Below are 2,033 nucleotides of genomic sequence, written 5' to 3' on the forward strand. Positions count from 1 at the left end.
GGGTGGGGGCGATCTCGACCTTGCTGACGAGTTTGGCGAAAGCGTCGCTCTCCTGAATCGTGGTTATCGTTTGGTAAAGAGCCTCACGCTGGTTATGTCCGGCTGGCAGCGGCCCGGTGCCTAACCCCAAGATCGAACGCAATGTTTCGACAAGGCCTTCAAGTCCCGCGTACTCGCGATTCGTGGCCGTTTCAAGCAGCTTGCTAAAGGCAGCCCCGGCAAGTCCGGGCTGTAGCTTTTCGAACAAAACGTGAACAGCCAACGCATCAACCAGGATCATCTGAGAGTGGTTGAGCGCGGATGGTTTGGCGGGTTCGCCGATGCCTGTTTGCGACTCAATCGGCACGTTGACGATCGTGCCGGGTCGAGAATGCAATCCGGCGATTCCTTGCCACGGGACATCGGCCTGAGTCGTGTGATTTGCAATGACGTTGGTTGTCACTCCACCGATGTTGTTGGCTGCTGGTACGGCGCCTCCGAGTCGGCTGAAGAATTGTTCATTGATGGAGGATTGAATGAATCCGGGAGCGTTGAAGGCGGTCGCGGTGGTGGTGACTGCTGGAAACAGCGCCGCAAACGCCATCGCGAGGTGACCGCCCAAGCTATGCCCGGTAACGTCGAGACTGTGGTTGGGATCGGCGGCCAGCGCAGCGATCAAGTCCCCGGTTGCGCTGGCATCGGCGATTCGCTCTAGCGCCATCACTTGATTGCTGCCCAGGCTGGGCAAGCCATACAGGGGCAAGAGCGAGGCCGTTGCCGACGTGCCCTCGAATTCGACTACGCGGACACGGTATTGCGCTACCTGCTGGCCAGCAGGCGTGCTCGCACGCTGCCACCAGTTGTACATCGCCGCGATCTGATCGTAGCCCGCGCCCATGGTGAAGACATTGGCGTCGGTGGGTGTGAAGTCTTCCACCTCCAGCGTCCCGCGAATAGCAAGCGTGAGGTTGCCGCCGTTGTCTTTGAAAACCGTCAGAGAAAGGCTGGTTCCGGTGCCGCCGGCTCCAGCCGCATCGTCGTTGTACTGGAGTAAAACGGAGTGCCCAGCGGCGAAGAGCTGGGACTGGGTTGTGGTGAAGCCGCCTTGCGGCGTCTTCAGTGCGTCTGCGAAACTCGGTCCCGCCATTCCATCAGAGAGGTTTGCATAGGAAGCTTGCGCTTGTTGGGCCAGTAAGGCAATTTGGGAGGGAGTCATTGGGTGCGTTTATTGGAAGAATACTTTTTGGGTCAAGTCGCTCGGAACGTTTCGGCAGGAGTACTCGGAGGTACCCCAAGGGCCGAGAAAGTCGCCTCCCCCCCGGATGTAAACGACCCTCTTTCCTAGCAACTTTCCGTCTTGCACTCTGCTGATGGATTGCTCCCATCTCGTCAGCGATGGATCGCCGGCGACGATTTCTCTTACATTGGTGTTCCATGTGAAGTCAGGTCCTAATCCGCCGCCAGATCTGATCTGGGCCCTGTATTCCGGGAAAACTTCTCCACCTGGCCCAAAGTTCTCTTTAGGCAGCTTGACGGTTTCATAAACATGAACTCCTCCGTCAACGGCACAAAGCCGATCGACTTCGCGATCCAGTTTCGTCTTCGCGCGCTCGCAGCCGGTAAGTAGAAAAATGGCTGTCATCGCTACAGCGCAACTACCTAAATGTCGCATTGGGGTGCCTCCTCTTGATCGGCCGGGGACCGGTAGTTTTCTTTGTCACGTAAATAGTCGTTGATGCGACTGCCAACAACTTTGACACCGCGCAACGCAGTTCGTGTCGTCAGCAATGGAAATGAAGTTCTGTCAGAACAGGTGCGTGAACGCCGACGAGTGCGAAGACGGCGGAAGCGCTGAAATATACAGACTTGCCGCACTACTTCTTGCGAACTTTTCACGGCTGTTCCAAGCCTGAAGTCTCGTTGACGCGTGTCCCGTATCACAGGAATGAAAGGCTATCACCGGCGCTCGGCCGTTCATGACACTGCTCGGATCGCGCTGGCCAACACGTCGCGCCCACTGCCGCCCCACAGTGCATCGTTGCCAGCTCCGCCCA

2 protein-coding genes are annotated in these 2,033 nt (G+C 57.6%); both read right to left on the minus strand.

All coding sequences use genetic code 11. From position 1 onward, the window contains the following. A partial coding sequence (locus tag AQ12_RS19705; RefSeq protein WP_152682872.1) for a hypothetical protein occupies positions 1–1,195 on the minus strand: 1,195 nt, incomplete at its 3' end. A gap of 758 nt (positions 1,196–1,953) precedes the next feature. After that, positions 1,954–2,033 (minus strand): hypothetical protein (locus AQ12_RS23580; RefSeq protein ID WP_161799050.1); only part of this gene is annotated, 80 nt, incomplete at its 5' end.

The organism is Caenimonas sp. SL110 (genome assembly GCF_001044395.1).
Classification (GTDB): domain Bacteria; phylum Pseudomonadota; class Gammaproteobacteria; order Burkholderiales; family Burkholderiaceae_C; genus Ramlibacter.